A 25,796-nucleotide genomic window follows, 5' to 3' on the forward strand; every position below is an offset into this window, starting at 1 on the left:
CTTAAGGTAAAAATCAGCTAGCCAACGATGCGTTGATCTGGGGTGTTCAAATAAAACCGGAATGGCTGTTCAAGTAAAACGGAATACGCAGAATGACCACTTTCTGTGATGACTTTTTTAAAGACGCCTTCGCCATGACTGTTGCGGATCACAGCTTCGAGGTCTGAAATCAGGGGCGCGATTACATCATAGCGCGACTGCGCTTTACGTTGCTCAGTAGGGGATAACTGCTCAAATGCTCGCAGCACTTTAGGATCCCACGCCATATCGATGACATGCAGTCGCTGCGAATCAATTGCAATACGAAGTGCGTTGTAACGAAGACTAATTGGCAATTTTGGCGTCGATTCGACGTTAATCGCAAAAACAAGATCGAGTCCCAAATCGACTTTCACTAACAACATGTCTTCCGTAAGCGTGATGTTGTCGAGCTGAAATGGCTCGCTACTATCATCGCGCACAATCACACGATTGACTTGTAATGACGAAGAATCTGGCAATTTAGGCAGCAGCATTTGGGCTAACTTCGAGTACTGATGCGGCTTTTTCAAGTTGAAGCGGCTTTGACCAGTTCATCAGAATAAGCTTATGCCAGAGCGCGTGATAGAACAGGCGAACACCAATTTCATAGTCAATACCAGTAGTTTTACTAGCGATTTCAATGAGATGAGCCGTGCGTTGGTGACAGTCATCTGAGACGACGCCGAAAAAGTTGGGTAGCCAACGCTTTGCAATTCGCTTTAAATAGATGGGGAGCGTTCTATGTCGATAAAGTGTTTTAAGGTTTTGACTGTGTACAGTGCGCAGAGACTCACTCGTGATAAGTTCATATTCGATGTCTTCTAGTAAGCAAAAGCCTTCTTGTAACGCGAGTTTCTCAACAGTGCGAGTACGCAGTGCGTCATCAGCTTGCTTCACTGGGAACGCAGCCAGATACTCATCACCGCTCTCCGGATCAAGCATTCTTACAAAGAAATCAATCGTTTGAACAATAGGAACGCGAGTCCCAACATAAACTGGATGTTTTACACCTAACTCATCAGCTAAGGGCAATGTAACTTCTAAGGGAATTGCATATTGCTCATACACTTCAACAACCAGTGGATTGTTCGCTAAATGCATGTACATCCACAGTTCATTCATCGATAAGAAATGCATCAGGCGTTTCGTGTTGCGAACGTGGGGTACTTTGCTTTTGATACCGTAGCTTGGAATATCGTCAGTACGCCAGAAAGGCTCATACACCTGTCCGTGCTCCAAGCTGTCGCGATGGACTTTATACCAGGCATTTTGGCGAGCAAGTGTGCAGCCTTTAGTCTTTTTTCCCACTGGTTTATCTCGAAGAATTAAAACACGGGGAAAAGATTAAAGCGTGTATTGAGAATTGATTTTGCATTCTAGCTATCCGTTATTGAATCATAAATAGCGTAGCCAAAATCAACCGAGAGATCAATTTTATCTTTATAAAACAATAATATACGATTATTTAGCTTCCTGTCAAAAATCGTAATTTTTAATAAAAAATGGATTTTTAAAATCGCAAAAAATGTAACACTTTGATTAGAAAGGATTAGCCAGTAACTTAATATATCGAGTTAACTGCTATCAGTCGTTTTTTGTCATTCTTGGTCCTAAAAAATTGCGTTGCAGCAAACCTAACTATGTACAACACATAGGCCAAATGGTTCTGTAAACCTCCTCTACAATAGCGGCATACTTTTTTAGAGTTCTTCGAAGTACAGCCAATGGTGAGACAGAAGCACTGGGCCAGTCCGCCATATTTCTGGTCTAATTGTGTGCGTATAATTTTAATGACCTCTTCATAGGTCCATACCTGCACCATTATGCTTTAGCCAAGTAACATGCTTTTGATAGTCGGGGATTACCTTATCCACGACATTCCAGAAAGTTGCATTATGATTACGCTCAATGCGATGGGCTAGCTCGTGAACAACAATGTAATCGAGAACAGCTAGCGGTGCCATCAAGCAACGCCAATGAAAATTTAGGTCTCCCTTAGGGGTACATGAAGCCCAATGATGCTGAAGTTCCATTACTCGGATAGTAGCGTAATCTACGCCCAACTTAGGAGCGAAGTGTTTTACTCGCTTACTAATCCTTGATAGCCCCTTTGTGCGATAGAAGTCTTTAAATAGTCCACTACCGTACTCGGCTTTGTCACGTCGCATTAGAAAATAACCGTTTTTAAGAATTAGATCTTCTTTCTGCTCTTCCACCAACTTTAATCGATATGTACAACCTAGATAAGGAAAGCCTTCTCCGCTCACGAACTCACGCTCTACTTTAGTTCGGTTAAGGTCTTCCCATTCTGCTAGGTTACGATAAATCCAGCTTCTTTTTTCCTCAATAATGCCCTCAACTTTTTCACGTTCATAGCTTTCAGGCGCAAGTACAGTCACACACCCATCCCGTTCGATAAGAATACTGGTGGTCTTTCGCTTGCTTTGTTTCAAGCTGTATTTGATATCTTTGTATTGCATTAGTGATGTTTTTTCTTATCTTGCTTTGGTGAATTACGGTCACGAAGCTGCTTTAGTGCTTCATCTACCAGCAATTGCTCTTCTGTGCGGGAAATTCCATATTTCGCTTCATCTTGCCCTCGTTCAGCTCGATTCCGCTCTACTGAAGCTGGAAACTCGGACACAATCCGCTCTCCTCTAGATAGAAAACTCTTTATTTGTTGTCGTCCTTGTGTGACTGTCAGCTTTATTACTTCAAAGAGTCCAGCAGACATTACTCCTACAGCAAGATCGTAAATAAAACTCCCTCTAGCTGTACTTTTAAGAGCGACAATCGGCCTTTCTTCTAAATCTGGGAACGAGAGCTCTGATTGAATTGTGAGGATGATATCGACCAAGGCTTCAAGAACATCATCTGCAAACAAATTAAACTGCTTTCGCACCTCATACGGCAGTGTTGAATGGTCTTCTTCATTTTCTACATAATTAATATCAGTAGTGACCTTAATCAACGCTAACTCATAGAAGCTCTCATATTGCTCTAGTTCATGGGCAAGATACAAATCAACGCCATCTAAGTCATATTTCAGCATGGAGAGATCTGGTTGCTCGCTGATTTGTTTTTGCAACGCTTCAGGATCAATCGCGCGGAGCTTTTCGATAATTTCATCAATTCGCTGGTTCAGTGCCTGATCTGACAAAATCAATAGCTCCCGTCTACGTGCCAGCGCAACTACCTCAATCGTTAGCTGTTCACGTGCGTCTTTCAGTTGCGGTACTTTGCTGAGGATAAAGCGTTTTTTGATACGCCCTCTCAACTCAGACACCAAGTCCTCACGCTCCCAGAAGTCTAGACTACTGATATTCTCGCCTAGCTCTTCCATTATGGCGTCGACACATGCTTTCACCTTGTCCATCGGCTTAACAGGTTCGCCATTTGGGAATGCAATGCTGACAATCAGATCAAAGAATGGGTCGGAAATTTGAGCATTCGGGCCGCGTCCCGCGTCAATTTCATCTCGCAAAGCACTCAGCTCTAGGATCATCTTTTCCCAGTTGCCAGAGTGCTTTTTGATTATCTCATCCAGCTTCTCACTCATTTTTTTGTGAAAGACTGGGTCATCATCCGCATTTACTTTGCAGTGCTTACGAATGGCGTGTTCCATCTCACTCGCTTGCGCTTGTAAATCCGGCTCTTTCCCCATGTGCGTCATAAACGCATCACTGAACAGGTCAATCGGTTTAATTTTAGGGTTAATACCCAGGCTGATCAGGTGCTCGTTCACAAGGTGACGAATTTTTGCACCCACACCTTGGAAGCTCATGCTGTCATCTTGGTAACGCTGACGTGCTTTCGCTTGAATATGCACAAACTGGTACATTGGCGTTTTGTAAGGGTCCGCCAAAGAGTTAGGCATGATGATGTCCATACTTTGAAGAAACTTCTTCAAGAACACATTGAAACTGTCACGCTGGCGAGGATCTTCTAAAACAGAAATCGCTTGAAGCTGAACTTGATAGTGCTCATCGACACTAAGCTCTTGGTTCACAAACGCTTCAATGTTGTGAACCTTGAGTTCGGTAAACAGCTGAAGCAAGCGGCGATAACGACTTTCCAAAACAGGCACTTCGCTATCAATGTTTTGCAAGCTTTCCAGAATGTCATCTTGGTCGTCCTGCGAGTACATTGATAATGCATCTCTCAGGTGATGAGCCAGACCAATATAATCGACGATATAACCGCGTTTTTTCTCCTTCGCGGTTCGGTTCACACGCGCGATCGTTTGCAGTAAGTTATGCTCTCGCAGCTTTTTATCGAGATACATCACCTGTTCAATGGGTGCATCGAAGCCCGTTAACAGCATGTCGCAGACAATCAAGAAAGCGACGCCGGTATTGGGCTTGCTGTGATCAAACTTCTTCTTAAAGCTCTCAACGGCTTTTAGCTCTTTGGCCTGCTTTCTGGCGTAGGTGTAAGACGCGGCTTCATTAGTGTCATCACTAGAAATCACTACCGCAGTTTTCAAGAACTCAAGACGTTCAAGCCAGGCTTTATCGATACATTGCTCTGGCTGCTTTTTGTATAGCTCTATTTCTTTCGCCAGCGCTTTTTTAATGTAGGTTTGGTAATGAATGGCTGCTTGTTTGGAAGAGCATACCACCTGTGCTTTAAAGCCTGCTGGCAAAATCTGCCTTATGTAGTGTTTTACTAGGTCCTCAGCAATTTCCTCAATGCGCTTTTCTGCCTCAAGAATATCCCCTTCCGCACCGTACTTTTTACGGATCTCTCTTAGCTCTTCTTCTGTTCTGTCCGTAAAGAGATCTTCAAACTTGGTATCAAACCCAGCTTTGTCGTAAATCGCACTTTCAGCGGTTTTACCTTCGTATAGGATTTTTAACGTGGCACCATCATCGACGGCATCTTGAAGTTTGTATTTGTCGATATAGGCTTTTTCTTGGCTGACGCCAAAGCGCTTCCAGGTTGGATAAGTGTGGTGGTCAGCAATAAGCGGCGTTCCCGTGAACGCCACTCGGGTTGATTTAGGGAAAGCATCAAACAGGTTGTCTGAAAGGCTTGCGCGGTCTTTGCCGCCTCGCTGGGTGCGGTGCGCTTCATCCACCAAGATCAGCACTTTTTCACCGGCGTTGATCACGCCGAAAGGTCGATGCATAACAATCTCAGCATCAAAATCAGCTTCCAGCTCTTCAATACGCTCAACATCGCCCGCTTCTTTTGCTTCTGCGAGATGTTTAGATAGTAGCTTGCGAACGGATTCCGGCAGAAAACTGCTATCTTGCTCGCGGAACTTATGCACCATCACCATATTAGTGTTCGAGGTGTCGTTCGCCAGCTTCTCTCTTGCATCCTTGGTGCTCTTGATCTCAACGACCGTATCACCAATTAACGCTGCGGTATTGGTTAGTTGCTCTTCAAGATCACTCCGGTCGTTGACCATCAGTACCTTGTAGCTTTTAAGCTCTGGATGGCGACGAAGCTTACGCACCAAGAACACCATGGTCAGGCTTTTTCCGCTTCCCTGGGTGTGCCAAACCACACCTGAGCGTTGAATCCCCGTTTCGCCCTGCTCCATACGCTCAATGATTTTCTGAACCGCGCGAAATTGTTGGTAACGGCAAATCACCTTTACTCGTGGGCCATTATCGGTATCCATAAACAGGGTAAAACAGCGGGTGATATCAAGCAGTCTTTGAGGGTGAAGCATACCCTGAACGAGCTTCTCCTGGCTGCGTTGGGTGCCAATTTCTGGTGCAATATAAGGCTCAGTATCGGGGTGGATAGTTTTCCAGTTGAAGTAATAATCCTCATTCGAGGTGATAGTGCCCACTTTGCAATCATCACCGTAGGTGCTGATCATCAACTGGTTGGTAAAGAACAGAGCGGGTTCACCCTCACGCAGCTTACTGTGTTCGGGCTCGCGCAAGTCTGCATAGCGGCGTAATTGGTCAATACCTGCTGCCATTGGGTTACAGCAATGCTGCGACTGCTCTTTACACTCAATCACCACCAGCGGTAGGCCATTGACGAACAATACAATGTCAGGCCGAATGTGCTCTTTACCCAACCCAGGCGTATCAACACGGAACTGATTGATGGCGGTGAACGTGTTGTTTTCCCAGTTATCAAAATCAATCAGCTTAACTACTGGGTCATCCTCATTTTCCAACTCGTTGCGGTCGATCTGCCACTTGTGCAAACGGCCAATAAACTCTTCATTGGCCACCAATAATTTGTGAGTACCAAAGTCGGTGACGTCATCGAGCAAGACATCGAGTTGGCTATCCGTCAGCCAAGGCTTGCCGTCATCAGTGGTATTAATGCGGTGTACTGCGGTTTTAAAAATGTCTTTTAAGATGACTTCACGAAAAGAGCTGCGAAGGCTGGTGGTTGGGTCGGTAGGCACACCTTGCCCTAAATCCGTCACATCCCAACCCATACTTTTAAGCTGGTTTAGCAGCGGCTTTTCAACCAATTGGTACTCTGACATTGTTTGATATCCTTATTAATGGCAGGGAGGCGTTTGCCTGCTGCCATTTTCTTTTTTTGTTATGCGGGTACGGGGACTTTGCCTGTTAAGAGGTCCTGCATTAGGCCAGTCTTTTGAAGTTTCAGCTTGTCCAACGAGGTCTGATTAACTTCAATATGATTATTTAAATTTTCATAACGTTCATAGATCGCATTTTGCTCTACTGGCGGGGGAACTACTAGCTTCAGTTTCTTGAGCGTTTGAGACTGGATTGCATCCATAACCCCCCCTTGCGATTCACGCCTAAACCAACTTTCAGCCCAAGGCGAATGATTCAATTGCCAACAAACTAGTTCAGGTAATATTTGTTCCTTATCAAACGTCATTGTCCATAAATGCTTAGACGATAAAGCCACCCCTATAGATTCGGGAATAACGCACGATCTTCCGACCGTTCCCATTATCGTTATGACCACGTCTCTTTCTCGAACGGCATAACGAGATAGTTCTCTAAACTTCCGCTCAGTAACAAAGCGCTTATAGCTAGCCTTGAATCGCTCAACAAAAATATTATCGATACCCAATAAGGGAATACCTTCACTGACCAGCTCTTCTTTCAGCAGAGCACTACCGAATGGCCCACTTCGCATTGGACTGTTTACTTCATCCAGCAGATTTTCTAACTCAATCACTTTCCACCCCTTAGGCAACATCGCCAATGGCGTTTTTTGATAAAGATCCGGCGCTTCATCAAACGTTGGGCGAAGAGCTTTGGTTTCTGGGTCTATACCTCGGCTAAACAAATCTGCCATCATGCCTTGTTTGATAGCGGTGTATTTGTTGATAAGGGCTTGAGTGGCTTCGATTTGGTTGTCGATGGTTGCCAATATTTCAGCAATTTTTCTTTGAATACCTATGTCTACCTTCGGTAGATAATAAAGGTTCCGAATAACACTAGGGTGCGCTTTACTTTGATAATCAAATGACAAATAACTGTGCTGCAATTGCAGAAGATAAGAAACGAATCTGTAGTCCCATTGTTCAGAAAGCTGCATGTAGCCACAAACGTTCGTTACAGAAAATTTATGTTTAGGCCGATAAAAAACAAATCCCCCTCCATCGACTGACCACGTAATCAACTCTTCATCAAACATGAATTTTCCGTATTGTCCCATCTTCCCTTGGGACTTTGATGAAGAGGAATAAATTGGGTAAGGGCCGGGTAAATCTCTAATATCTTCTTTGGAAATAATCTCTCCTCTACCTAGCTTGACTTGATCAGAAACCACCAGAGAATCGACAGAGATCATTGTTTCCCAGACGAACTCTAAGACAGAATTACTCATACCCCAGCTCCTTCATAAAGCCAGCCAACTTGTTCGCTTCCTGCTCTCGCTTGGCAATGATGCTTTTTGCGGTAACTTGGTACTTACTGTGCAGGTTTTCAATTGCAGCGATACGGTCAAGCAACAAGGCACGCACATAGCTTTGGTATTGACGATCCAATTCGGTTTTGAACCTGTCCAGAATCAACACTTTCGCCTGTTCTGGTGTGATTGCCGCTCGGGCAGCCTCAAGCAGTTCATCTCGGCGTTTTTCAGTTTCCTTGATTTCTGCTTTCAGCTGCTTCAATTCATCTTCCAACGCTTTGTGCGCTGCCAGTTTGACTTCAATCGCCGTTGCTTCAGCCGCTGCAATTTCACCTTTTCGTGCGTGCTCTTTGATTAGCTCAAGGTTATCTAACTCAACACCAAGTTCATCCGCTAAAGAAAGAATCTCACTATGTACAGCGAAGTTCATTTCTTTACCTGTCAGCCCTTTGGAAAAATCCCCTTGCTTAGTGCCTTTGGGAAGTTCTGCACTGCTCTTCAGCTGGGTGAAGGCATCTTTGATCTGGGCTTTAAGCACTGCCAGGCTGGTTTTGATCGTCGCTTTATAATCTTTCAGCTCGTCTTTCAGCTGTTTCACGTACTCAGACGGCAGCGCAGGGTTTTCATCGGTCGGCTCGTAACCCTCTTCATCTGCTACATCAACAAAAGCTTGCAGTTCACTGATACGCGCCTGTTTGCTCCCCAGCTCTTCCACTACATCCGCGCACTGGCTGGCGAACAGCACTTCATCAGGGATGAGCTCTGCATTCCAGCCGCTTGCAGCAACAGATTTAAAATCCGCTTCCAGAGTTTTAAACCAATCAGCCAACGCACCACGCACCTTGTATTGGTTCAGCAGTTTGATCGGCATGAGGTGTTTTTCGATGGTATTCAGCGATTCGCGGCGGAGTGCAAATACTCCTTCATCACCTAGCTTCTTGTCTCCCAGAGCTTCAAAGCCAGCAAAATCTTGTTTCCAATCATCTAACGCGGCTTGGAAAACAGCATGTTTTTTCAGTACTGCTGGGTAGTTTTCAATGTGCGGTTTGAGCGATGACAGCGCTTCAAATTCATCCGCAAAATCTTGAAACTCGTTGTTAGGACGCGAAACGAACAGGCTTTCTTTTAAGCCCGGGTAATCATTCCAAGTGCTTTGCAGTGCATCAATTTCTTTGGTTGGAATACCGCCGTTTAGATGCGCTTTGACGTTTTGAGGCTCTGGTGCTGGGCTGTTATCGACATAACGGCGAATATTGAGGTTGTAGTCCTCACGTGCCAGTTCGTCTTTATGAACCAAACGCGCATATTTTTCGACGCCTGGGTGTTTATCATCTTCCAGCATCGCTTTGTAGACGCTGGTGATTTTCTCAATATCTTCAGGGCGCAGGCTGTTTTGGTTTTTGCCTTCGCGATATTCACGGTCAGCGTTGATAAACAGCACTGAGTCACGGTTTTCACGTCCAGCTTTGTTGAGCACCAACACACAGGCAGGAATGCCCGTACCATAGAACAATCCTTGCGGCAGGCCAATCACGGCATCAAGAATGCCGCGCTCAATGAAGTCTTGGCGGCAAGTACGCTCTTCTGCGCCACGGAACAATACGCCATGAGGCATGACCACGGCAGCTTTACCGTTGGCTTTGAGCGAAGCCACCATGTGTTGCACAAACATCAAGTCCGCTTTCTTACCAGATTCTGGCATAAAAGTGTTGAAGCGTTCCTTGAGCTGCATATCCACTTTCTTATAGTTTTGTGAAAATGGGGGGTTAGCAATCACGCGATCGAAAGGACGCACTTCACCATCTTTGGTTCGGTGCAGTGGTGTGGCTAGCGTGTCACCATTTTCAATGTCTGCACCCCCTGTTCCGTGCAAAATCATATTCATCTTACAGATAGACCAGGTGCCACCATTGTCTTCTTGGCCGAATAGGTGAATTTTCTTAACGTTACCACCCGTTTCCTGCACATAGTTGCGGCTTTGGATTAGCATACCGCCCGAACCACAGGTGGGATCGTAGATTTCCATGCCCTCAGCTGGCTCAAGAATCTCCACAAGCAAACGCACCACTTCCGCAGGGGTGTAGAACTCACCACCTTTTTTGCCTGCACTGTCGGCGAAATATTTGATCAGGTATTCGTAGGCTGCGCCCAATAGATCGGGGAATTCGAAGTCGTCATTTGAGAGAGGGATGCTGTCAAAGTGCTGAATAAACTCAACCAGACGCTCATCAGGGATAGGCTTTTTACCCACCTTACGGTTGAAGTTAATGTGCTTGAGTACGCCTTCCAAGCCTTTCTTTGTATTGCTCTCTTCCAATGCTTCCAGCGCTTTGTTTAGCCCTGACCCGACATTGATCTTCAAGTGCTTGAGGTTTTCCCAACGCGCTTTTTCCGGCACGTAGAAATCAAACTGCTCATCATCTTCTAGCAAAAGTTCTATTTCGTCATCGTCATTCCCTTCTGCTTTAAGCTCACTGATTTTTGCTTGATAGTCTTTATGGAATTGGTCCGACATGCGTTTAAGGAACAGGATACCAAAGATGTATTCCTTGTACTCAGAGGCATCCATTTTGCCTCGCAAGATGTCACAGGCTTTGAACAGTTTACTGGAGAGTCGGTTAAGTGTGAGTTTCTGCATTTCGAAGTCTTAAGGTTTTTACGTACATCGACTTAACAGAAGCCGTCCTGTACTAATTAAATTTACAGTTCAACTACTTAAGCATGATTACATTTAAGTAATGCACGCCTCAAGATAGTGAACAATTTGCCTGACATCTTAATATATAAATCAGCTCTTAAGAGCACTGAGTAGTAAAAACCTTTACCTTCGGGCGCTAACTGTATGCTGAATAGAGAGCATCACATTCATACAACATGCTATCAACCATACAATATGGTTACTCAGCCCAAAAACGAAGACGGCATAAAGTTATAACTATCATATAGTTAAGCCTTTTTGATGCAACTTCAGCCAAAAGATTGTCTTCGCCCTAATTTAATCTGTCTTCGTTTTAATTTGCTCCATACATATCAAACATACTGCCCGGCGGCCCAGGCGCTGCTCCAGGCCCACTGGAAGTTGTAGCCGCCGAGCCAGCCGGTAACGTCTACCACTTCGCCAATGAAGAATAAGCCTTCGGCTTTCTTACTCATCATGGTTTTCGACGACAGTTCGTCTGTATCTACGCCGCCCAGTGTCACCTCTGCGGTGCGGTAGCCTTCTGTGCCATTGGGCGTGACTTGCCAGTCAGATAAGGTGTTGTCGATTTCCGCTATCTGGCTGTGGGTCAGGCGTTTTACCGGTTCGTTAGGCCACTGCCGGATGTCGATAAAGGTTTGTACCAGCCGTTTGGGATAGAACTTACTGAGTACCGTAGAGAGTTGCGCGTCGGGCGTATCCTGCTGAGCGGCTGTCAGATATTCAGTGGCGCTCATGGCAGGTTGTAAGTCGATATGCAGGGTGTCCCCCGGATGCCAGTAAGACGATATTTGTAGCATGGACGGGCCGCTTAAACCCCGGTGAGTAAACAGCATTGCTTCGCGGAAGGATGTGTCGTTACAACTTGCTGACGTATCGACAGCGATGCCGCTTAATGCTTCCAATGCCTGCTTGTCTTTGTCGTGCAGTGTAAAAGGTACCAGGCCGGCTCGTGTTGGCAGGACCTTCAGACCGAACTGTTCTGCAATTTTGTAGCCGAATGGCGTAGCGCCAATTTTCGGCATACTCAGACCGCCGGTAGCGATAACCAGGGATTCGCAAACATAATCGCCCAGCGAAGTGCTCAGCGCATAACCGGTCTCTGTTTTCTCCACACTCAGAATGTCACAGCGGGTAACGATTTCAGCACCGGCTTTATCACATTCTTTTACCAGCATATCTACGATGTCTGATGCGCTGTTATCACAGAACAACTGGCCGAGGGTTTTCTCATGATAGGGAATGCCGTATTCGCTCACCAGAGAGATGAAGTCCCACTGGGTATAGCGGCTCAGAGCAGATTTACAGAAATGAGGATTAGCAGACAGAAAATTGGCCGGTTCAGCATACATGTTGGTGAAATTACACCGTCCGCCACCGGACATAAGTATTTTACGTCCGACTTTCTTTCCGTGATCCAGCACAGAGACAGCGCGGCCACGCTTACCCGCCTGCGCTGCGCAGAACAATCCCGCAGCGCCCGCACCGATTACAATGACATCTTTCTGGACCACAAACTGACTCCGGCAAATTCAAAAGCCGGATTATAGTGTGCCCGGTAAGATTCTTGAAGCGTCAGGAGTACTCGCTGACGAATTGCTGTGACCAGGACAGCAACTCAATCCGGTTTCTCGAATGGGTTTTACGGAAAATACTGTATATATGCGTTTTTACCGTATTCACACTGATATGCAACTGATCAGCGATTTCCTGATTCTGCGAACCCTGTGCCACCAGTTCAATAATGGTCACTTCCCGCTTTGTAAGCTTGGGATGCAGTGCCATTTTATTTAACTCTTTGGGACGGGCAATAGCCGCATTGGCTTTACGGGTTTGTTGCCGCAACCGGCGCAATGCCTCGTTAATGGAGTTGCGTTTAAACCACACATCCATTTTGGCCAGCCGGCGCACACCTTTCAGTAATAATTCAGGTGAGTCAGAGGTATAGAAGGTTCCCTCGACGCCTGCAATGATGGCCTCACACTCGTCTATATCGCCGTGTTCCAGATTAAACAGAATCCAGCGGGCAAAGCCCTGATAACGGTAAAACGCTTCCATTTTTTCTTCAGCCTTAGCGGCATCGTAAAAAATGAGGTCCTGATTGGAGGTGGTTTCTAACTGTTCTATAGATGTGAGTTCTGTGATTTCATAACCACAGGTTTGCAAAAGATGCTTGAACAGGATGACCTGTTCGTCGCTAGCTTCATCTGAAGATAAGGATTTGGATATCAGATAGACACCAAACTTCTGGTTTTTGCTCAACATACTTTCCCTCCATGGTTCCGTTTGAGCTGCTCAACTTACCCTGTGAGCATGAGCGCACGGATGATTAATGGTTTTCTTCGTGAAGTACCAAATAATCTCCACCTGCATAGGTATACCGCTCTATTCTTTAAGAATAGCAGAATGGCGCATACTGTACATTAAATGTTGTAAAAAACGCATAAATAGATAGCGCTTACTAAACATTTATAAAAATCAATGAATTTCCGGTAGTTACAGAGCAATAAAGGGAGAGAGATAAGTCATGGAATCGACTAAAGTATTAGTCAATTCCATCATTTGAATGCATTAGGACTATTTACAGGCTGTTAAGCATTGTTTCTGCGTCAGACACCTCAAAACGACCCGGATCTTCAATGTTCAGTTTTACTACTTCACCATCTTCAACCAGCATGGAATAACGCATACTGCGCACACCACCAAAGTCACTGGTATTCATATCGAGACCAATAGTGCGGGTGAAAAACGCATTACCGTCAGCAAGCATAGTAATTTCTTCCGCGTTAGCTGACTTTCCCCACGCATCCATCACAAAAGCATCATTTACTGAGATGCAGACGATATCATCGACCCCTTTAGCTTTGATCTTGTCAGCAAGGGCGACATAGCCGGGCAGGTGCGCCGCAGAACAGGTCGGGGTGAAAGCGCCGGGTACGGCGAAGACTACAACGCGTTTGCCGCCAAATATATCATTGGTATGCGGGTTGGTTGTCTTGCCATCCTTCAACAAACCAAAGGTTACTTCAGGCAATGTACTGCCAACGTTAATCATACTTCTCTCCTAATGAGTGGAAATGTACACGTCAAAACGGTGCTTTTTACTGGTGATGGCCATAGCAGGCGGCACATCGGCCAGCGGTTCTGCATACGCGGGACGTTTTACAACAACACGTTTTCCGGCGAGTTCCCTTGCCGGTGCTAACAAACTGTCAGCATCGTCGTCACTGCCCAGTAATTGTTGAAAGACCCGCATCTCTTTCTTTACTAAAGCAGATTTTTTGCGATGTGGAAACATTGGATCAAGATAAACTACATCTATTTGCTCATCCAATGTATTCATACATTCAATACTGTTCCCGTGAATCAGCCTGAATTTTTCTTCCATTTCAGGTGCTTGCATAGAAAGGCGGTGCAAGCCGTCGGCCAGTAATGCCGCGACGACAGGAGAGCGTTCCATCATCACTACACGACAGCCCAGCGACGCCAGCACGAAGGCATCCCGCCCGAGCCCCGGCGTTGCATCCAGAACTACAGGCACTTCCTGACCTTTCACGCCCACTGCTTTAGCAATGGGTTCCTTTTTACCGCCGCCATGTTGCTGGCGATACACGCTGCTGCCAGACAGGAAATCCACGAACACGCCCTGCTGCTTTGCTTCGGAAAAATCTTTCACTGCCAGCTTGCCGTCTTCCAGGGTGAGAGCCAGCCCGGCTGGCAGCGTATTCTGCACTCTGAACTGCCAGTGCTCTGCAACCCTTTTTAACTGGTTCTGTTGTTCTTCGCTTTGCGTTTCGTCAATAAACACCGGAATGTTATGCATTACCGTACTGTTCCTTAAAGCCAATCCAGCGGTTAATTATCGCCTGAGCATGGCTTGGATAGTCCTGCCACAATTTTTCAGCGATAGATTGCACCTGAGGCACTAACTGCGCGTCGCGGACAAGATCGGCAATACGCATTTCTGCAATACCGGTTTGCTTTGTCCCCATTAATTCCCCCGGACCACGGATTTCTAAATCTTTCTGGGCAATGTAAAAGCCGTCGTTTGATTCACGGAGCACGCCCAGACGCTGCGTCGCTGTTTTGGATAACGGGGCTGAGTACATCAGCACACACTGACTCTCTACCGCGCCGCGCCCCACCCTGCCGCGAAGCTGGTGCAATTGTGCCAGACCAAGGCGCTCAGGGTTTTCGATAATCATAATACTGGCGTTGGGTACATCCACGCCCACTTCAATAACCGTGGTAGCCACCAGCAAATCCAGCTCACCGCGTTTGAATTCATCCATGACTGCTTGCTTTTCTGCCGGCTTGAGGCGACCGTGTACCAGCCCGACCCGTAAATCCGGCAAAGCGGTTCTCAGGGTAATGGCAGCGTCCTCAGCCGCCTGACACTGTAACACTTCAGACTCGTCAATGAGTGTACACACCCAGTAAGCCTGACGCCCCTGGTTATGACAGGCTTCATAAACTCTGGCGATCACATCCCCTCTTCGGGTATCAGGAAGAACAACCGTGGTTACCGGTGAACGGCCGGGGGGCAGCTCATCAATCACGGAGGTATCCAGGTCTGCATAGGCTGTCATCGCCAGCGTTCTGGGAATAGGCGTAGCCGTCATAATCAACTGATGGGGGAAGCGCCCCTGCTTTTCACCTTTTTCCCTTAACGCCAGACGCTGATGCACACCAAAGCGGTGTTGTTCATCCACGATGACCAGTGCCAGTTGCTGATATTCCACCTGTTCCTGGAATATGGCATGCGTGCCCACCAGCATTTGTATTTCTCCGGACGCCAGCCGTGTCAGTACTTCCTGCCGTGCCTTACCTTTCAATTTACCGGCCAGCCAGCCCACTTCAATGCCCAGTGGTGACAGCCAGTCACGGAAATTGCTGGCATGCTGCTCAGCCAGCAGTTCTGTAGGTGCCATCAGGGCAACCTGATAACCGGCACCGATAGCGGATAATGCAGCAAGTGCTGCCACCAGAGTTTTCCCTGAGCCCACATCTCCCTGAACCAGCCGCATCATCGGGCAATTCATGGCCATGTCTTTCTGAATGTCTTTGACTACCCGCTGCTGAGCACCGGTGGGCGAAAACGGCAGGTTTCCCAGTAACTGGTCAATCAGAGACTGATTAATCTTAATGGCGATACCCGGCTGGGCCTGTGCCTGCTGACGCACCTTCAGTACGCTCAGGTGATGTGCCAGTAATTCCTCGAGAATAAGTCGCTTCTGCGCGGGGTGCCGGCCTTCTTCCATCATTTCCAGCGGAACATCCGGTGGCGGACGGTGAACGAGCTTCAGAGCATCTGCCAGCAACACCTGGCCTTCATACATCCCTTGCGGGAGCAGATCGCTTAACGCGCCTTTCTCCAGCAGTTTAAGCGCCTGGTCGGTAAGACTGCGCAGCGTGAGCTGCTTAACACCTTCTGTAGTGGGATAAACCGGTGTCAGAGTGTCTTCTGTTTCACCGTCGTCCTCGCCGATGAGAGCAAATTCAGGGTGCATCATCTCCAGCCCCCATTTACCCGTGCGGATTTCGCCAAAACAACGCACTTCGTTGCCAGGCGTCATCATGGTGCGCTGAACCGCGCCAAAATGGAAAAAACGAAGCGTGATGGTGCCGGTACCGTCAGACACCTTCACCACAAACATACGTTTTTTGCCGTACTGAATGTCGGCGGTTTTTACCTCACCCTGAATACTCACGTGAGTAAACGGCTTACAATCTTCAATCTCGTAAACCTGGGTGCGGTCTTCATAACGGGATGGCAGATGAAAAAGGACATCCTGTACGGTGTGCAGACCTATTTTTGTTAACTTCTCAGCCACCTTTGCGCCGACGCCTTTCAACGTGGTAATGGGTGTTTGAGCGAGTGACTGCATGATAATTAAGGCATATTTATTTGCGGATAGGCGCAGTGTAAGCCATTCATAGCAGGTTTGCGAGGGGCTGCCGGTTCAGGTCCGGCAGCCCTTGTCAGAAAAGACAGGTTTATTTGGCAATTGCCTCTGCTGCAGCAAGGATCAATGCCGGAGATGGCCGTACTTTATAATCAGGGTTAACGTAGCTGAACTGAATTTTACCCTCAGTATCAACGATGAACACAGCAGGTGCCGGCAGGACGGGCTTTCCTGTCTCATCGGTTGTCAGGGCGATGCCATGGCCTTTGTAACGCTTTGCTGTTTCATCATCCACATAATAGCTGATCCCGAACGCATTCAGGGCATTGAGCTTTGCATCAGACAACAGCCTTGCAGCAAATTCGCTTTCAAGCTTTTGTGACGTTAACTGCTCTAATGACTGGGGTGAAATTGCCAGGATCTGATAGCCAAGATCTGATAATGGCTTTTCGATATCCTTCAGGCCCGCCAGTTGACGGTTACAATACGGGCACCAGCCGCCGCGATAGAACAACACCACTGACGGCTTTTGCATCAGCAGCGCTTTTAAACTGAACGGCGCACCGTCTGTATCAGATACCACTACATCGGGCACTGTCATGCCTTCCAGTAAAGGACGAACTTCATCCGGGGCCTTTGACGGCATTGCTGCCGCGAACACCTGCCCGCCGGCAACAATAAGTAACAACATAAAAATTAAGCGCATAACACTCTCCTCAGGTTTTGAATTTAAAGAGACCTGCGCCTGTAGCGTTATCTTTCAAACTATTTTCATTTCTGGAGATAAACAGTGAAATCGTCCGTCCTTCAGGCATAAAAAAACCGCAACTACGTGCGGTTTTCATATTTATACCTGTGAAATCACTCAGGCAATTCCATGATGCCGTCGATTTCAATTTGCGATGCTTTTGGCAGTTCTTTCACGCCAATGGCGGCACGGGCCGGATAAGGCTTAGTGAAATATTGCGCCATGATTTCGTTTACCGTGGCGAAATGAGACAGATCCGGCAGGAAGATATTTACCTTAACCAAATCGTTGATAGTACCGCCGGCAGCTTCACAAACCGCTTTTACGTTTTCGAAAACCTGTTTAGCCTGTTCGGAAAAATCGTCAGATACGATTTCCATGGTTTCCGGGTTCAGCGGGATCTGGCCAGACAAATAAACGGTGGTGCCTGCTTTAACTGCCTGACTGTATGTGCCGATCGCCTGTGGCGCTTTATCGGTCTGAATAATTGCTTTAGCCATGTTGAATCCTGTGTAAATTAGTGTCGGGATTGACTGTGACGCGAGACCTTCTGCACTTCTGACATGGTTCTGATCTTCTTCATAATTCGCGCCAGATGCACGCGGTTATGTGTCGTCAATTCAATATCGATGAAATAAATATTACTTTCTTTTTCTTCTGTCTGGAGCCCAATAATGTTGGAATCGCAGCTGGAAATCATATTGGTCAGATTCGCCAGTGTACCCTGGTGATTGTACAGTTCAATACGCAGCGAAGCCTTAAATTCGCCCTGTGGCGTATCGTCCCACTGCATGGGAAGCACACGCTGAGGCTCTTCTTTCGCCAGTTTACGGATATTTTTACAACCCGTCTGGTGAATCGTCATGCCACGGCCCGGGCTGAGTACCGCCACAATTTCATCATCAGGAATGGGATGGCAGCAGCGGGCGTAGTGCACCAGCAGGCCTTCTGTACCGCGGATAGCCACATTGCCTTTCTTATCAGGGATCTCTGCCGATTCACCCAGCAGGCGCCGGGCAACAATGGCGCTCAGTTCATTACCCAGACCAATATCTGTCAGCAAGTCTTCGAAGGTTTGATGTTTGGTTTCCGCAACCACCCGGTCGATATCTTCCTGACTGATATCATCCAGTTTCACTGTACCGAGCGCATGACGAAGCAGACGGTTACCCATATTCACCGCTTCCTGCGAATGCTGTCTGCGCAGATACTGGCGGATGCGGGTACGGGCTCGGGCGCTGACCACAAAGTTCAGCCAGTTAGCATTCGGCTTGGCTTTCGGCGAGGTAATAATTTCTACCGTCTGGCCGTTTTCCAGCGGCTTACTCAGGCTATAGTTACGACGCTCTACCCGCACACCCACGCAAGTGTTACCAATGTCCGAGTGAACAGCATAGGCAAAATCTACGGCAGTGGCGCCCATGGGCAGCTCGATAATACGGCCGTCCGGCGTGAATACGTAAATCTCTTCAGGGAATAAGTCTGTTTTCACCGACTCGATAAATTCAAAACTGGAACTGGCGCTCTGCTGCAGTTCAAGTAGTGACTGCATCCATTTACGGGCACGAAGCTGGGCAGTTGTATCACTGTCACCCGGTTCTTTGTACAGCCAGTGGGCTGCGACCCCTTTATCTGCCATCTGATCCATGGCCAGCGTGCGTATCTGTACTTCCACCGGAATACCGTGAGGACCAATTAACGACGTGTGCAGCGACTGATAACCGTTGGTGCGCGGAATCGCGATGTAATCTTTGAAGCGTGTTTCGATGGGCTTGTACAGGCTGTGCATGGCACCCAGCGAGCGATAACAGTTGTCCACACTTTCAACCACAATACGGAAGGCATAGATGTCCATTACTTCGTTGAACATCAGCTCCTTGTTCTTCATTTTGCGGTAAATTGAATACAGATGCTTTTCGCGGCCGATGACATCACCTTCAATTTTGTGCTCGCCGAGACGGGTAGCCAGTTCCTGACGGATGTTATCGATAATTTCTTTGCGGTTACCACGGGCTTGTTTCACCGCAGACTTCAGGGCACGGTGACGCATGGGATACATGGCCTGAAAACCAAGATCTTCCAGCTCGTTCTTAATATCGTGGATACCCAGACGATGGGCAATCGGCGCATAGATTTCCAGCGTCTCACGGGCAATACGGCGTCGCTTATCGGGACGCAGCGCCCCTAACGTACGCATATTGTGAGTGCGATCGGCCAGCTTGATGAGGATCACGCGGATGTCCTGCACCATCGCCATCATCATCTTACGGAAGTTCTCTGCCTGTGCTTCCTGCTTGCTGCTGAACGCAATTTTGTCCAGCTTACTTACCCCTTCCACCAGCTCGGCAACGGTATCGCCAAAGGCTTCAGCCAGATCTTCCTGGTTGTAGTGGGTGTCCTCAATCACGTCGTGCAGCAGCGCGGCCATCAGCGTTTCGTGATCAAGATGCATATCCGCCAGAATACCGGCCACAGCAACAGGGTGAGTAATGTAGGGATCGCCACTGGATCGCATCTGTCCGTCATGGGCTTCATGAGCTAAAACAAAGCTGTCCTGTACCAGCTGAACCCGTTCTGCTGACAGATACTCAGAGATTTTTTGTTTTAAACCCTCGAATAAATACACGTGTAGACAACTTTCCTGCGAATAAAGCCAATAGAAACAGAATAATGAAGTATTGTAGGGAATGCCAATAGCAAAACGCCAGTGAACCCGATTAAAAGCTCACTGGCGTTTGTATAGTCTGAATGACAGCAGCGATCCGCTGATTATTGCTCAGACAGGATGTTCGCTACAGAAGCGAAATCCGCGCTTTCTTGTCTTTCCTGATCACGCAGATCATCTTGATCCAGCGTATCGGCAGTAACCAGGCCTTCTTCGATTTCGCGTAAAGCGGTAACCGTCGGCTTATCGTTTTGCACATCAACCTGTGCTTCTTTACCTTCGGTTGCCAGCTGGCGAGCACGTCGTGCTGCAACCAGTACGAGGTCAAAGCGGTTACCAACTTTATCAACGGCGTCTTCTACGGTTACGCGTGCCATGTATCTCTCCGAAAATGAATAAAAGCGTAAAACTCAAAATGGCCGCGCAGTATACAACACATGCCTTTCAAGTCCTAGTATTTTGTAGGTTTAATCAGCAAGATCTTTTACGATCCCACCAGATCTGCAATCAGTGCTTTGTGACGTAGTTGCTGCTTAACAGTACGCTGGCGCCGGGAACACACAATGGCTTCTAATTCTGCCAGCGCCACAGAGAAATCATCATTCACCAGTACGTAGTCAAATTCAGCATAATGAGACATCTCAGATACCGCTTCCTGCATGCGTCCTTCGATAACGCTGTCTGAGTCCTGCCCGCGGTTTGTCAGCCGTTGGCGCAGCACTTCTGTAGAAGGCGGCAGGATGAAAATGCCACAGGTATCCGGCATGATTTTTTTCACCTGACGGGCACCCTGCCAGTCGATATCTAAGAACACATCAATACCGCGGTGCAAAGTTTGCTCAATGGTCACACGGGACGTGCCGTAGTAGTTACCGAACACCTCAGCATATTCGAAGAACACGCCCTGCTCGATGAGTGCTTCAAACTGCTCATGACTGACAAAATGATAATGTACGCCGTCGACTTCTCCGGGCCGTGGCTTACGGGTGGTGTGAGAAACTGACACCTGCATGGGATATTGTTGATTTCCGTCATGCTTTTCCAGCAATGCTTTAATTAAACTGGACTTTCCCGCACCAGAAGGGGCTGCGAGAATAAACAAATTACCAAGTAGAGAAGCCATAATCTTGCTTTTTGTCATCATGTTGTGGTGATTTCAGACGGCAATGGTAGCATAGCGCTAAGAATTGAGTAACAGAAGCGACATAATGAAAGAAGCCTTATTACCCTACGTAGAAGCAAATACGGGTGACAACCCGCAGGCTTGTGTTATCTGGCTGCACGGTTTAGGTGACTCCGGACACGGCTTTGCCCCTATTGTCCCCGAACTGCAGATACCGGCGGCTTTACCAGTACGTTTTCTGTTTCCTCATGCGCCGGAGCGTCCGGTAACCATCAACGGCGGTATGCGTATGCGTGCCTGGTACGACATTAAAACCATGGATCTCGATAACCGCGCTGATGAAGCCGGCGTCATCGAATCTGCAGAGAGGGTAAATGCACTACTTGAAGCCCAGCATGCAGCCGGCTTTCCGTATGAAAAAATGGTGCTGGCCGGCTTTTCTCAGGGCGGTGTGATTGCGCTGCATCTGGGCACCCGTCTGCGGCATAAAATAGCAGGCATCATGGCGCTGTCTACCTACATGTGCAAACCGGGCAAGCTGGCAGAAGAAGCCAGTGACGTAAACAAGTCTACGCCGGTGATGATGGCCCATGGCATCCATGACGAAGTGGTGCCGGCTTCGCTGGGAAAAATGGCCCATACCGCACTTGAAGACAATGGTTTTTCAGCGACCTGGCAAACCTATCCTATGCAACATAATGTATGTGTACAGGAAATTCAGGATATCAGCCGCTGGCTGCAAACTGTGCTCGACTAAGCTTTTCAGGATTTACCCATGAGTGAACAACCCGTTTCCCGAACTACCATCCGTATTGCCACCCGCAAAAGTGCGCTGGCCTTATGGCAGGCAGATTATGTCAAAGAACAACTGCTGATGGCCCACCCCGGCCTGCACGTAGAACTGGTGCCCATGAGCACCCAGGGCGATAAAATTCTCGATACGCCGCTGGCCAAAATTGGCGGTAAAGGCCTGTTTATCAAAGAGCTGGAAGTGGCCATGCTGGAAGGCCGTGCAGACATTGCGGTACACAGCATGAAAGATGTACCGGTGGAATTTCCCGAAGGCTTTGGTTTACACGCTATTTGTCCCAGGGAGAATCCTTTCGATGCTTTTGTGTCGAATACCGCTGCCAGTATCGATGATTTGCCTCAGGGCGCAGTCGTGGGCACGTCCAGCCTGCGCCGCCAGTGCCAGTTACGTAAATATCGTCCTGATATAAAGATTAAAGACTTACGGGGCAACGTGAATACCCGCCTCGCGAAGCTGGATAACGGCGAATACGATGCCATCATTCTCGCCGCGGCCGGACTTATCCGCCTGGGGATGCAGGACCGCATCAACCATGAATTGTCTCCAGAACTGTCTTTACCGGCGGTAGGCCAGGGCGCTGTCGGCATAGAATGCCGCAACGACGACATCGAACTGATTGCCCTGCTCGGTGCGCTCAACCACGCAGATACCGCAGACCGGGTTTATGCCGAGCGGGCCATGAATACCCGTCTGGAAGGCGGCTGTCAGGTACCCATCGGCAGTTTTGCCACACTGGCCAACGACACCATCACACTGACCGGTATGGTCGGCAGCGTCGACGGCGCAACCTTACTGTATGCATCTGCAACCGGACATCGCGAACGGGCAGAAGCGCTGGGTGTGGAAGTGGCAGAATCGTTACTGTCACAGGGTGCCGGCGAGATCTTAAGCGCCCTGCACGACTAATCATTTAAACCTATGATATTGATTACCCGCCCTGAGCAGAAGCTGGCGAAAAGTGTCGCAGCCTTTCGCCTGGCGGGTATTTCATGTTCTGGTGTCGCCCCGCTGACCATCACTTCAAGCGAAGAAGAACGTAGCCGTCTTGCACATCATCTTGCAACGCAGCCTGCAGATTACATCATCGTGACCAGTGCTTTTGCCGCGCAGTTGTTATCTGCGTTACCGCTGTCAGTATTGCCCTCCCGCTGGTTTGCGGTAGGCACATCAACCGCCAGGGTGCTTGAGGAATATGGCCTGTCTGTAGCAGTACCGGAGCAGCAAAATTCAGAAGGTTTATTGGCGTTATCACAACTCAATAGTGCAAACCGGCGACAAATCGTTATTATTAAAGGGCAAGGTGGTCGAACCACTTTGCGGGACACGCTCTTATTGCAGCAAAACCACGTAGAAGAATTTGCGGTCTACCAGCGCCTGTTGCTGGAAAAACCTATACAAACAGATAATTGGCAGTGGCCACAGATTACAGGCATAGTGGCAACCAGCGGCGAAATGGCAGAGCAGCTGTTTCGCGTTTATGATACTAACATGTTGCGAAAGCAACGCTGGCTGACCGTCAGCGACAGAGTAGCAGCACAAATCAGCGCCTCAGGTGCAACGCAGGTTGCCGTTTGCAGTGACGCCAGTGACAACACGCTATGTGCGTGGATAAAGGAAAATTGGGAGTAAACCATGGCTGACAACGATAAACACAATACGGATTCCACATTGGTGTTGCCTGAAGAAAAAGACATCACGCCATCGTCAACGGCATCCGGCAAAGACAAGGCCGGCGCTGAAACTACTTCCAAACATCCGTCCCACGCCGGCTTATGGATTGTCATTATCCTCACCTTGTTGATTGCAGCCGGTACCGCAGCGGCGGGCTACTGGTTTCTGTGGCAAAAAGACAGTGGTCAGAGCGCACTGGCAGACGAGCAGTCGGCGCAAAAGGCAATACTGGGCAACCTGAACGATGAAAATGCGCAACTCCAGCGTCAGCTTATCGAACTGGAAAAAAGTAAGCAGGCACTTGCCGGCACGGTGAACAGCCTGACGGAAAAAACAGAGTCCCTGCAATTGCAAACCGAACAACTGCTATCACAATTAGGTGAAATGGAAGGCCGCCGCCCTTCAGACTGGTTGCTGGCTGAAGCGGATTATCTGGTGCGCATGGCCGGCCGTAAAGTGTGGCTTGAAGAGGATACAGATACCGCAGTGCTGCTGCTTGAAAATGCCGACCAGCGTTTAAAAGAGCTTTCCGATCCGTCAGTGATCCCGGTGCGCGGGCTGATTGCACAGGACATTCAGACATTGCGTCAGGTTAACCGCACGGACACCGTTAAACTTGCATTAACCCTGTCAGGTTTCCTGTCTCAGGTAGACGCGCTGCCGTTAAAAACCTTCACCCGTCCGGATGAAAATACAGGCAAGGAAGCGCTGTCTGAATCGGTAGACGACTGGAAAAGTAATCTGGCGAAAGTCTGGCATTCTATTGTTGACGATTTTATTTCAGTACGACGCACTGATGCGCCTGTTGCACCTATGATGACTGCTGAAGAAATGTGGCTGTACAAAGAGCAGCTTAAACTGCAAATCATGCAGGCACAGTCTGCTGCTATGAGCGGTGAAGACAATCTGTATCAACAGTCGGTTGCAAACGCTAAAGCCCTGCTGAATGATAAATTTGATACTGATGCACCGGAAATTAATGGCGCACTGTCTACCCTGGATGCCCTTGGTGAAGCCAATGTTCAGGAAAACCTGCCGGAAGAACTCAGTGCTATGGCACCGCTTCAACGCTTGCTGGAATCCCGCGTTAAAGCCGCTTACGGCAAAGGAGAGGCAGCACAATGAAACGGTTAGTGTATGCAATTCTGCTGGTTATAGCGGTACTTGCCGCAATGTTAATTGCGCCGCAGGTTATTGGCGACAAAGGCTATGTGCTGATTTCCATGGGTCAGTTACACATTGAAATGTCAGTTGTCAGCCTGTGTATTACCGTTTTTTTCAGTCTGCTGGCTTTGTGGATCATCTGGCGGTTACTTTCCCGCACTCTCGGGTTATTTAAAGGCTCAAGACAATGGTTTGGCGGACTTTCCCGCCGTAAGCGCCAGCGCCGTTTTTACAATGGTCTTCAGTTAATGGTTGAAGGCGATTTCATCGCGGCGAAAAAAGCACTGCAGGATACCACTGACGGCGATTTCGACGGCGTGAATTTTCTGGCTGCTGCACAGGTGGCCAAGGCGCTGAAGGAACCGGAACGGGTACGATATTTACTGGACCGCGCTGCAGAGTTTAATAACGCGAAAGTAGCCGCCCATGTTGCACTGGCAAGGCTCGATCTCGAACAGGGACACCAGCAGGATGCACTGGACAAGCTGAACGAACTGGATGAAAAAGCGCAGAAGAACCCGCAGGTTATCCGGCTTAAGGCCCGTGCTATGGGTGAACTGGGTCAGTGGCAGTCACTGGAAGAAGTATTGCCGCAATGGCGCAAACCATTAAAAGACGATTACGTACTGTGGGCGCAGAAAATAGCGAAAGGAAAGTTTGCTGAAATTGCCAGTAAGCAAGGTGCCAATGCACTGAAGCAACACTGGGAAAGCATGCCCCGCAAAGCCCGTGCAGACAACGCTTGCCGCGCAGCTTACGCACAGCAATTGCTGGAACAGGGCATGCACAAAGAAGCAGAAACCTGCCTGGTTGAGTGGCAGAAGAAGGGCCCTGATCCGATCTTGCTTCCTTACATGGCGCAAATCAGTATTCCCAATCCGGCAAATGCTATCCGCGCACTGGAACAGTGGATAAAACAGGACGACACAAATCCTGTTCTTTTCTCCTGTCTGGGTCAGTTAGCGCTGAACGCCGGCGACGACATACTTGCAGAGAAAGTGCTGTTAAAAGCCATCAAACTGCATGAAAACCAGCAGGATCTTATTGCACTGGCAGAAATCCGCGAGCGCAAGCAGGATGCCACCGGCGCCCTTGCCATGTACAAACGTAGTATGGAAGTCAGTCAGAACGCGCTGGTGTAGCTAAACAGCCACCGGCAGCAGATATCAAAACA

At 48.2% G+C, this 25,796-nt stretch carries 22 protein-coding genes; 5 read left to right on the top strand and 17 right to left on the bottom strand.

The window, feature by feature from the left end; translation table 11 throughout:
• Positions 1-17: 17 nt before the first annotated feature.
• The 17 genes from ACXAG2_RS09320 to gmk all read right to left on the bottom strand — a co-directional run bounded on the left by ACXAG2_RS09320 (position 18) and on the right by gmk (position 20,976).
• On the bottom strand, positions 18-515 hold the full coding sequence (locus ACXAG2_RS09320) for a hypothetical protein (protein ID WP_474866246.1): 498 nt from the start codon (positions 513-515) through the stop codon (positions 18-20).
• The gene (locus ACXAG2_RS09325; protein WP_474866249.1) at positions 502-1,329 is read right to left on the bottom strand and encodes a TnsA endonuclease N-terminal domain-containing protein; all 828 of its coding nucleotides are present in this window, start codon (positions 1,327-1,329) and stop codon (positions 502-504) included. The genes ACXAG2_RS09320 and ACXAG2_RS09325 overlap by 14 nt, the downstream gene beginning before the upstream one ends.
• Before the next feature lie 491 nt (positions 1,330-1,820).
• Positions 1,821-2,501 carry a M48 family metallopeptidase gene (locus tag ACXAG2_RS09330; protein WP_474866252.1) on the bottom strand — a complete coding sequence of 227 codons (681 nt, stop codon included), beginning with the start codon at positions 2,499-2,501 and terminating at the stop codon, positions 1,821-1,823.
• Positions 2,501-6,487: a type I restriction endonuclease subunit R gene (locus ACXAG2_RS09335; protein ID WP_474866255.1), complete on the bottom strand. Its 3,987-nt coding sequence runs from the start codon at positions 6,485-6,487 to the stop codon at positions 2,501-2,503. The genes ACXAG2_RS09330 and ACXAG2_RS09335 overlap by 1 nt, the downstream gene beginning before the upstream one ends.
• A 59-nt stretch (positions 6,488-6,546) precedes the next feature.
• Positions 6,547-7,812: a restriction endonuclease subunit S gene (locus tag ACXAG2_RS09340; protein ID WP_474866258.1), complete on the bottom strand. Its 1,266-nt coding sequence runs from the start codon at positions 7,810-7,812 to the stop codon at positions 6,547-6,549.
• Positions 7,805-10,474 carry a type I restriction-modification system subunit M gene (locus ACXAG2_RS09345; RefSeq protein ID WP_474866261.1) on the bottom strand — a complete coding sequence of 890 codons (2,670 nt, stop codon included), beginning with the start codon at positions 10,472-10,474 and terminating at the stop codon, positions 7,805-7,807. The genes ACXAG2_RS09340 and ACXAG2_RS09345 overlap by 8 nt, the downstream gene beginning before the upstream one ends.
• 392 nt (positions 10,475-10,866) lie before the next feature.
• Positions 10,867-12,048, bottom strand: coding sequence for a BaiN/RdsA family NAD(P)/FAD-dependent oxidoreductase (locus tag ACXAG2_RS09350; protein WP_474866264.1), 1,182 nt, complete (start codon positions 12,046-12,048; stop codon positions 10,867-10,869).
• Between the two features lie 61 nt (positions 12,049-12,109).
• Positions 12,110-12,799 carry a helix-turn-helix transcriptional regulator gene (locus ACXAG2_RS09355; protein ID WP_474843684.1) on the bottom strand — a complete coding sequence of 230 codons (690 nt, stop codon included), beginning with the start codon at positions 12,797-12,799 and terminating at the stop codon, positions 12,110-12,112.
• A gap of 316 nt (positions 12,800-13,115) precedes the next feature.
• Positions 13,116-13,589, bottom strand: a complete 474-nt coding sequence (locus tag ACXAG2_RS09360) for a redoxin family protein (protein WP_474848995.1) — start codon at positions 13,587-13,589, stop codon at positions 13,116-13,118.
• A 9-nt stretch (positions 13,590-13,598) separates the two neighbouring features.
• Entirely contained in the window at positions 13,599-14,357 is a 759-nt protein-coding gene (locus ACXAG2_RS09365; RefSeq protein WP_474866267.1) for a class I SAM-dependent methyltransferase, read from the bottom strand.
• Positions 14,350-16,422: an ATP-dependent DNA helicase RecG gene (gene recG, locus ACXAG2_RS09370; protein ID WP_474866269.1), complete on the bottom strand. Its 2,073-nt coding sequence runs from the start codon at positions 16,420-16,422 to the stop codon at positions 14,350-14,352. Before recG ends, ACXAG2_RS09365 begins: the two co-directional genes overlap by 8 nt.
• A 109-nt stretch (positions 16,423-16,531) precedes the next feature.
• Positions 16,532-17,146, bottom strand: coding sequence for a peroxiredoxin-like family protein (locus tag ACXAG2_RS09375; protein WP_303573533.1), 615 nt, complete (start codon positions 17,144-17,146; stop codon positions 16,532-16,534).
• A 10-nt stretch (positions 17,147-17,156) separates the two neighbouring features.
• A complete protein-coding gene (locus tag ACXAG2_RS09380; protein ID WP_474866273.1) occupies positions 17,157-17,285 on the bottom strand; it encodes a hypothetical protein in 129 nt (42 codons plus the stop codon).
• A gap of 16 nt (positions 17,286-17,301) precedes the next feature.
• Positions 17,302-17,688, bottom strand: coding sequence for a RidA family protein (locus tag ACXAG2_RS09385; protein ID WP_119499765.1), 387 nt, complete (start codon positions 17,686-17,688; stop codon positions 17,302-17,304).
• Positions 17,689-17,705: 17 nt separating this feature from the next.
• Complete coding sequence (spoT, locus tag ACXAG2_RS09390; protein WP_474849004.1) at positions 17,706-19,814, bottom strand: bifunctional GTP diphosphokinase/guanosine-3',5'-bis pyrophosphate 3'-pyrophosphohydrolase; 2,109 nt, start codon at positions 19,812-19,814, stop codon at positions 17,706-17,708.
• A gap of 143 nt (positions 19,815-19,957) precedes the next feature.
• On the bottom strand, positions 19,958-20,230 hold the full coding sequence (rpoZ, locus tag ACXAG2_RS09395) for a DNA-directed RNA polymerase subunit omega (RefSeq protein ID WP_119499763.1): 273 nt from the start codon (positions 20,228-20,230) through the stop codon (positions 19,958-19,960).
• 107 nt (positions 20,231-20,337) lie between these two features.
• Positions 20,338-20,976, bottom strand: a complete 639-nt coding sequence (gmk, locus tag ACXAG2_RS09400; RefSeq protein WP_474843695.1) for a guanylate kinase — start codon at positions 20,974-20,976, stop codon at positions 20,338-20,340.
• Between the two features lie 85 nt (positions 20,977-21,061).
• Here gmk and ACXAG2_RS09405 point away from each other — a divergent pair, with 85 nt between their 5' ends.
• Genes ACXAG2_RS09405 through ACXAG2_RS09425 form a run of 5 tightly spaced genes read left to right on the top strand, consistent with a single transcriptional unit; the run spans position 21,062 to position 25,764 of the window.
• A complete protein-coding gene (locus ACXAG2_RS09405) occupies positions 21,062-21,733 on the top strand; it encodes an alpha/beta hydrolase (protein ID WP_474866275.1) in 672 nt (223 codons plus the stop codon).
• A gap of 18 nt (positions 21,734-21,751) precedes the next feature.
• Positions 21,752-22,693, top strand: coding sequence for a hydroxymethylbilane synthase (gene hemC / locus ACXAG2_RS09410; RefSeq protein WP_474866277.1), 942 nt, complete (start codon positions 21,752-21,754; stop codon positions 22,691-22,693).
• Positions 22,694-22,705: 12 nt separating this feature from the next.
• Positions 22,706-23,416, top strand: coding sequence for a uroporphyrinogen-III synthase (locus tag ACXAG2_RS09415; protein WP_474866280.1), 711 nt, complete (start codon positions 22,706-22,708; stop codon positions 23,414-23,416).
• A gap of 3 nt (positions 23,417-23,419) precedes the next feature.
• Complete coding sequence (locus ACXAG2_RS09420) at positions 23,420-24,583, top strand: uroporphyrinogen-III C-methyltransferase (RefSeq protein WP_474866283.1); 1,164 nt, start codon at positions 23,420-23,422, stop codon at positions 24,581-24,583.
• A complete protein-coding gene (locus tag ACXAG2_RS09425) occupies positions 24,580-25,764 on the top strand; it encodes a heme biosynthesis HemY N-terminal domain-containing protein (RefSeq protein WP_474866285.1) in 1,185 nt (394 codons plus the stop codon). The genes ACXAG2_RS09420 and ACXAG2_RS09425 overlap by 4 nt, the downstream gene beginning before the upstream one ends.
• Positions 25,765-25,796: the final 32 nt, after the last annotated feature.

Source organism: Alteromonas sp. ABH4_456, assembly GCF_056160645.1.

Coding starts and splice junctions, on each gene's coding strand:
- ACXAG2_RS09320 (WP_474866246.1), bottom strand. CDS start 515: ATGCTGCTGCCTAAATTGCCAGATTCTTCGTCATTACAAGTCAATCGT.
- ACXAG2_RS09330 (WP_474866252.1), bottom strand. CDS start 2,501: ATGCAATACAAAGATATCAAATACAGCTTGAAACAAAGCAAGCGAAAG.
- ACXAG2_RS09335 (WP_474866255.1), bottom strand. CDS start 6,487: ATGTCAGAGTACCAATTGGTTGAAAAGCCGCTGCTAAACCAGCTTAAA.
- ACXAG2_RS09340 (WP_474866258.1), bottom strand. CDS start 7,812: ATGAGTAATTCTGTCTTAGAGTTCGTCTGGGAAACAATGATCTCTGTC.
- ACXAG2_RS09345 (WP_474866261.1), bottom strand. CDS start 10,474: ATGCAGAAACTCACACTTAACCGACTCTCCAGTAAACTGTTCAAAGCC.
- ACXAG2_RS09355 (WP_474843684.1), bottom strand. CDS start 12,799: ATGTTGAGCAAAAACCAGAAGTTTGGTGTCTATCTGATATCCAAATCC.
- ACXAG2_RS09360 (WP_474848995.1), bottom strand. CDS start 13,589: ATGATTAACGTTGGCAGTACATTGCCTGAAGTAACCTTTGGTTTGTTG.
- ACXAG2_RS09365 (WP_474866267.1), bottom strand. CDS start 14,357: ATGCATAACATTCCGGTGTTTATTGACGAAACGCAAAGCGAAGAACAA.
- recG (WP_474866269.1), bottom strand. CDS start 16,422: ATGCAGTCACTCGCTCAAACACCCATTACCACGTTGAAAGGCGTCGGC.
- ACXAG2_RS09375 (WP_303573533.1), bottom strand. CDS start 17,146: ATGCGCTTAATTTTTATGTTGTTACTTATTGTTGCCGGCGGGCAGGTG.
- ACXAG2_RS09380 (WP_474866273.1), bottom strand. CDS start 17,285: ATGAAAACCGCACGTAGTTGCGGTTTTTTTATGCCTGAAGGACGGACG.
- ACXAG2_RS09385 (WP_119499765.1), bottom strand. CDS start 17,688: ATGGCTAAAGCAATTATTCAGACCGATAAAGCGCCACAGGCGATCGGC.
- rpoZ (WP_119499763.1), bottom strand. CDS start 20,230: ATGGCACGCGTAACCGTAGAAGACGCCGTTGATAAAGTTGGTAACCGC.
- gmk (WP_474843695.1), bottom strand. CDS start 20,976: ATGGCTTCTCTACTTGGTAATTTGTTTATTCTCGCAGCCCCTTCTGGT.
- ACXAG2_RS09405 (WP_474866275.1), top strand. CDS start 21,062: ATGAAAGAAGCCTTATTACCCTACGTAGAAGCAAATACGGGTGACAAC.
- hemC (WP_474866277.1), top strand. CDS start 21,752: ATGAGTGAACAACCCGTTTCCCGAACTACCATCCGTATTGCCACCCGC.
- ACXAG2_RS09415 (WP_474866280.1), top strand. CDS start 22,706: ATGATATTGATTACCCGCCCTGAGCAGAAGCTGGCGAAAAGTGTCGCA.
- ACXAG2_RS09420 (WP_474866283.1), top strand. CDS start 23,420: ATGGCTGACAACGATAAACACAATACGGATTCCACATTGGTGTTGCCT.
- ACXAG2_RS09425 (WP_474866285.1), top strand. CDS start 24,580: ATGAAACGGTTAGTGTATGCAATTCTGCTGGTTATAGCGGTACTTGCC.